The organism is Devosia sp. (assembly GCF_034675085.1).
In the GTDB taxonomy this organism is placed as follows: domain Bacteria; phylum Pseudomonadota; class Alphaproteobacteria; order Rhizobiales; family Devosiaceae; genus Devosia.
Map to the genome: position 1 here is coordinate 1 of NZ_JAUCDN010000261.1, position 4,616 is coordinate 4,616.

Consider the following 4,616-nt stretch of genomic DNA (forward strand, 5'->3'; position numbering starts at 1 on the left):
GCGGATAAATCGGCTTTGGCGTGGGCTCCACGCGGATATAGTCGCGCAGTCCAAGGGCCCTTCTGGCACCGGACGCAGCGCGCTTGGCGATTTCCGCGCGGCGCTGGTCCTCGCTCATGTCCCAGATGTTGATTTCACCGCTCATTGGCTTTCATCCTTCTGGCGGAAATACTGAGGGACATGCTTCCCTGCCGCCGAAAGCTCGGAAACAAGCTGAGCCGTCTTGTCTTGATCGGAAGACATGAGCTTTCGTGCAGCGGCTTTGGAGCGACTGAATACGATGTGAGGGAGAGCTTCGGGTTTGCGGGTGAAGGGCCAGATGCGCATCATGCGGCTCCTCCGAAAAGTTCATGCTGGCGGGCGTCCTTCCGGTCGAGCATGCGCAGGACGGTTTCGCCCTGATGCTGCTTGTCCCAGACAAACCATGCATTGAGCATCGGCGGCGCGCCCTGCCCCGTAAAATCTATCTTCCAACGCATGAGATAGACGCGGGCCGGCGGATGCTCTGCCCAGAACGGTGCGAGCCCACCAGCGCCGGGCCAGGACCAATTGAGCAGCAGCGCCATATATTCAACGTCGAGAACGTCGAGCGCGTGCTTGAGCCAGCGAGCCTTGCCGTTTCCCCAGCCACATTCTTGAAAGGGTGGATTGGTGACGATGGCCGGGAATGCCGGATAGCGGAACTTATAGAAGTCACGCACAACATCGGCGGCGCCGCCGCGGTCGATCAGATCGGAGCCATAGGTTTCGAGCCCGAGCGCGCGCATCTCCCTGAGCATGGCGCCATCGCCGCAGCTCGGCTCCCAGATCCCATCAAACTCACGCAGCCGATCAATTTCGGCGTGGAGAAACGCGCGTGTCGGATCCGGCGGCGTGGGATAGAAATCATCCTTCTCGCGCTCAAGGCCAGAAACGGACTTCACGAATGATCCGTCGAGCATCTGGACGGCGACGGGCTTCGGTTTATTGCCGGTGGCGCGGAAAAGGCCGCGTGCAGATGCAGTCGCCATCACATATCGTTCCCGAAATAGATGCAGGCGGCGGTGTAAAGGCCGGCAAGCACCAGAAAACCAAAGATGAATTGAATGGTGAGGGTCATGGCTATTCCGCCGCCATGGCTACGATTTCGGCCTCAACCGGCGGCGACATGAGGCGGAGCGCTTCATTGATGTCGTCGCGTTCTGCCTGGGCCGCTGCGATTTCCGAGGCCAAAACTTCATCACGCGCCAGCAATTCGGTGCGGCGGGCGTCGTGAAGGGCTCGAACGGCGCCGGTATGTGCGCCGGGAGAATAGGTTTCAGCCTTGGTGGCCATTGCAGTCCTCCTTTGGTTCAATCTGTCGAGCGTCGTCCCGGAGAAGGTCCGCGCCGGTCAAAAGCAGTTCGGCCCGGTAAGCGAGGAGCCAGGCCCGATCCCGCCATCTCGTCGCTAGCCAGAGCCTCAACGAGCCGGGTAACCTGTGCCTCAAGCTCAGCAATACGTGTCGATAGAGCCGCATCCTCGGCCTCTCCTTGCTGGACCAGGGCCGCGATCCGCTCTGCCTCGTCTGCACGAATGCGGGCAGCGGGATCAGCCTCGTAAATGGATCTGACGCGGCGCTCGCTCATGCGGAGCATCGAGGCGAGTTTCGCCTTGCGCCACTTGTGGTTCATCGTCGGCCACTTCTGCCCGGCGAATTCACGCAGGTTATGAGACAGAGCCACCGTCATTTCGTGCGGCTCCGTTTTGTCCTGAATTCCCAATTTTTTGTCCTCGCCTGCTGGCATTGTTTGAGCCAGTGCGAGGTCAGCGAATGGAAAGGACGATGATGGAAATCCCGACGACACCGGAGTTCAGAGACCATGTGCGTCGGCAGATGATGAGCGAGGCCAAGCGACAACTTGACCGCGTGAATGGGGTGGCCGGTGCGGGTAGCAGCCTGGGAGGAAAGGGCCCGCACCGGCCTACGGCGCGCCGAGGAGGAGGAACGGCGGCCGAACTGGAAATGGCGATCAGCGAGGGACACGTCACTCGCGCGTGGCCCCGGCTCATTGTCATTGAGGGTGGAAAGCGATGAACAGGCAGGAATGCCCATGGCCGTGGAAGCGGCCCCTGCCCGGTCGCGTCGAATGGTGGAGGCAGCGGCCATCACAGCGCACCCGACCAAAACCAGATAGCCAGGGCACCGGCGATGATGACCGCCCAGAGCGCCATGGAGACCGTGACGGTGAAAAGAGCGCGGTTCATCACAATGCCCCCGCCAGTCGCAGGACATAGGCAGCAGCAGCCACCAGAGAGAGGCCGGCGACCATTGCGCGAAGAACAGGGGCAGGATCGAAGAAGCCGGGGCGCATGGTCAGTACTCTGGCGGCGCTTCGACCATGCCGAGCGCGCCGAGGTACATGTCGAGCAACGCCTGCTGCTCCATCCGTTCATTGGCATCCTGCTTGCGGATGCGAACCACCATGCGGAGGATTTTCGTATCGAAGCCGTTGCCCTTGGCCTCGGCGTAGATTTCCTTGATATCGGCGGCGATGGCTGCCTTTTCTTCTTCCATGCGCTCGATGCGCTCGATGAACGCCCGCAACTGGTCCTGGGCAACGCTGTCCGTATTCGACGGGTAGGTCATCTAATCCTCACGATTTTTGAAAGTGTGAGCGGTGTTCACTTCACCACGATTGCGGATGGCGGCATCGATCTGACGGGCACGAAGAACGCCGCATCGGGCAGCCTTTGCCGCGTCGAATGCTGCATGAGCGCAGGCTTCCCGCTCAGCCATGACGGCGCGCGCAATAAGCTCTTGCCGCTTTACCAGCGGTGCGGCGCCGATTGCGGCGGCATCCCAGATGTCTTGCGGAATGTCTTCAGGCTTGCTCATGCGCTTGCCCTCTGGGGAGAGGGGGAAGCTTCGGAGCGCTCAACGAAGATGCGGGAAAGGTCGGGGCGAAGCTCATGCCGGGAGATGCCGGTGATGCGCTCCATGTCGATCACGCGCTCAGGCGGAATCTGCCGCCACGAGTACAGCGTCTGATGCGCGACCCCCAACTGACTGGCGAGGGCAACGATCCCGCCCGACTTCTTTGCAGCGATTTCGACAATTTTCAGCATGCCACCAATGTAGGTGCATCCTACCTACTTAGTCAAGTGGGTAGGTAGGTGCATCTTTGGTAGGCGACAGCTACTTTCTGGGCATGAAAACACTCGGCGCCCGAATACGCGCGGCCAGGACCGCCCTCAGACCCAAAGTCACCCAAAAGGACGTGGCGGACCACTTTGGTATCGAGCGCGTGAACGTGACCCAATGGGAAGGCGACACCACAAAGCCGGACGGCTATCGAATTCCTGGGCTGGCGAGCTTTTTGGGGGTGAGTGAAGAGTGGCTGCGCGACGGAACCGGTGACGGGCCCGACCTAGAAAAAGCAGCATCCAAGCCGACGATCATTCCAGGCCGCGAGCTCGTGTCTCGGGATGGCGAGACGCTGCCGATCTACGCCGGGGCCAAGGGTGGCGACGGCTTTATCATCGTGACCTTCGATGAGATCGAGCGCGTGAAAATGCCATCCATCTTGCAAGGCGTGAAGGGCGGCTATGGCCTGCTGATCGACGGCGACAGCATGATACCGGCCTACTTCCCGAACGATATCGCCCTGATCAACCCGAACAAGCGACCCGAACGCGGCTTCCACCACGTGTTTTACCACCAGCCGCCGCACGGCGACGACGCCGAAGCTATCGTAAAATGGCTGGAAGGCTTCAACGACCGCGAATGGACCCTGAAGCAGTGGAACCCAGCCTCCGAGTTCAAGGAAAGCCGGCAAGTCTGGCAAACGTGCCACCGCGTTGTCGGGAAGTACGACCGGAGATGACCCGCAAGCCCAAGCCCGCCAGAGAACTCGCCGCCCGCGCTCTATGCCGGTTCGATGGACATCCCGAAGACACCAAGTTCGAGGGGAAGCCTATGTGGGAGAGTTATCTAGACCAGGCAGATGCGGTGCTGGAGGCATTGGAGATAGCTCCAACTCAGGGACAGTTGGAATATGTGCCGGTCCAGATTTATCACGTGCTCCGCCGATTATCCCAGGGCGCCATTTCCACGAACAGCATGCACGGCCGCGAGGATGAAGGGCTAGTGGGGTTCCTGCTGTCCCGAGGCTTGGCGGTCGAGATTGACGGAATGCTGCACATCACGGTTGCTGGTAAGGCCATCGGGGAGATTGAGGACGAACGTTGACCCCCGCCGAAGCCGATCAGCGCATCATCCTCAGCCGCAGGACGTTGTTCAAATACAAGGCCATGATCGCCGGCGGCGAACTGCCGGTCTGGGACATGGGCCTGATGCATGACGAGCTCGACCTGCTAGAGCGCATTGCAGATTCACACCCGACGAAGACTGAGAAGATCCGAGCGTTGGGGGAGGAATGGCTGAGGATGATGGCGGCCATTCAAGCCAGGCTGAACTGATGCAGTGCTGGAAGCTATAGGATGGGAATCAGACGCGCCAGCGGGTAGGTCTACATCGACAAAGCTACGCATTATTTTTTAAATGGGGCATACAATTGGAACGTGGCAAGTTAGTCAGGCTAGGGACGGCAGAGGATAGTCTCGAAACCCTCAAGGCCAATTGGGAGCGCCAGGCT

At 60.2% G+C, this 4,616-nt stretch carries 10 protein-coding genes; 3 read left to right on the plus strand and 7 right to left on the minus strand.

What is annotated here, in order from left to right:
- Positions 1 to 141: 141 nt before the first annotated feature.
- The 7 genes from VDP82_RS14190 to VDP82_RS14220 all read right to left on the minus strand — a co-directional run bounded on the left by VDP82_RS14190 (position 142) and on the right by VDP82_RS14220 (position 3,087).
- The gene (locus tag VDP82_RS14190; RefSeq protein WP_323015499.1) at positions 142 to 330 is read right to left on the minus strand and encodes a hypothetical protein; all 189 of its coding nucleotides are present in this window, start codon (positions 328 to 330) and stop codon (positions 142 to 144) included.
- A complete protein-coding gene (locus VDP82_RS14195) occupies positions 327 to 1,010 on the minus strand; it encodes a hypothetical protein (RefSeq protein WP_323015500.1) in 684 nt (227 codons plus the stop codon). Before VDP82_RS14195 ends, VDP82_RS14190 begins: the two co-directional genes overlap by 4 nt.
- Before the next feature lie 91 nt (positions 1,011 to 1,101).
- Positions 1,102 to 1,314 (minus strand): hypothetical protein, encoded by a 213-nt coding sequence (locus VDP82_RS14200; protein WP_323015501.1) that lies wholly within the window; start codon positions 1,312 to 1,314, stop codon positions 1,102 to 1,104.
- A gap of 17 nt (positions 1,315 to 1,331) precedes the next feature.
- Positions 1,332 to 1,766, minus strand: coding sequence for a hypothetical protein (locus tag VDP82_RS14205; protein ID WP_323015502.1), 435 nt, complete (start codon positions 1,764 to 1,766; stop codon positions 1,332 to 1,334).
- 569 nt (positions 1,767 to 2,335) lie between these two features.
- The gene (locus tag VDP82_RS14210) at positions 2,336 to 2,608 is read right to left on the minus strand and encodes a DUF2312 domain-containing protein (RefSeq protein ID WP_323015503.1); all 273 of its coding nucleotides are present in this window, start codon (positions 2,606 to 2,608) and stop codon (positions 2,336 to 2,338) included.
- Complete coding sequence (locus tag VDP82_RS14215) at positions 2,609 to 2,857, minus strand: hypothetical protein (RefSeq protein ID WP_323015504.1); 249 nt, start codon at positions 2,855 to 2,857, stop codon at positions 2,609 to 2,611.
- Positions 2,854 to 3,087 carry a transcriptional regulator gene (locus VDP82_RS14220; protein ID WP_323015505.1) on the minus strand — a complete coding sequence of 78 codons (234 nt, stop codon included), beginning with the start codon at positions 3,085 to 3,087 and terminating at the stop codon, positions 2,854 to 2,856. The genes VDP82_RS14215 and VDP82_RS14220 overlap by 4 nt, the downstream gene beginning before the upstream one ends.
- An 83-nt stretch (positions 3,088 to 3,170) precedes the next feature.
- Between VDP82_RS14220 and VDP82_RS14225 the strand changes: the two genes are divergently transcribed.
- The 3 genes from VDP82_RS14225 to VDP82_RS14235 are packed head-to-tail and all read left to right on the plus strand — an operon-like array spanning position 3,171 to position 4,440.
- Positions 3,171 to 3,845: a S24 family peptidase gene (locus VDP82_RS14225; RefSeq protein WP_323015506.1), complete on the plus strand. Its 675-nt coding sequence runs from the start codon at positions 3,171 to 3,173 to the stop codon at positions 3,843 to 3,845.
- Positions 3,842 to 4,210, plus strand: a complete 369-nt coding sequence (locus VDP82_RS14230) for a hypothetical protein (RefSeq protein WP_323015507.1) — start codon at positions 3,842 to 3,844, stop codon at positions 4,208 to 4,210. Before VDP82_RS14225 ends, VDP82_RS14230 begins: the two co-directional genes overlap by 4 nt.
- Entirely contained in the window at positions 4,207 to 4,440 is a 234-nt protein-coding gene (locus VDP82_RS14235; RefSeq protein WP_323015508.1) for a hypothetical protein, read from the plus strand. Before VDP82_RS14230 ends, VDP82_RS14235 begins: the two co-directional genes overlap by 4 nt.
- Positions 4,441 to 4,616: the final 176 nt, after the last annotated feature.

What these genes read in the sequence shown, in the direction of transcription:
- VDP82_RS14220 (WP_323015505.1), bottom strand. Translation starts at nt 3,087, where the DNA reads ATGCTGAAAATTGTCGAAATCGCTGCAAAGAAGTCGGGCGGGATCGTT.
- VDP82_RS14205 (WP_323015502.1), bottom strand. Translation starts at nt 1,766, where the DNA reads ATGCCAGCAGGCGAGGACAAAAAATTGGGAATTCAGGACAAAACGGAG.
- VDP82_RS14225 (WP_323015506.1), top strand. Translation starts at nt 3,171, where the DNA reads ATGAAAACACTCGGCGCCCGAATACGCGCGGCCAGGACCGCCCTCAGA.
- VDP82_RS14230 (WP_323015507.1), top strand. Translation starts at nt 3,842, where the DNA reads ATGACCCGCAAGCCCAAGCCCGCCAGAGAACTCGCCGCCCGCGCTCTA.
- VDP82_RS14190 (WP_323015499.1), bottom strand. Translation starts at nt 330, where the DNA reads ATGATGCGCATCTGGCCCTTCACCCGCAAACCCGAAGCTCTCCCTCAC.
- VDP82_RS14210 (WP_323015503.1), bottom strand. Translation starts at nt 2,608, where the DNA reads ATGACCTACCCGTCGAATACGGACAGCGTTGCCCAGGACCAGTTGCGG.
- VDP82_RS14215 (WP_323015504.1), bottom strand. Translation starts at nt 2,857, where the DNA reads ATGAGCAAGCCTGAAGACATTCCGCAAGACATCTGGGATGCCGCCGCA.
- VDP82_RS14195 (WP_323015500.1), bottom strand. Translation starts at nt 1,010, where the DNA reads ATGGCGACTGCATCTGCACGCGGCCTTTTCCGCGCCACCGGCAATAAA.
- VDP82_RS14200 (WP_323015501.1), bottom strand. Translation starts at nt 1,314, where the DNA reads ATGGCCACCAAGGCTGAAACCTATTCTCCCGGCGCACATACCGGCGCC.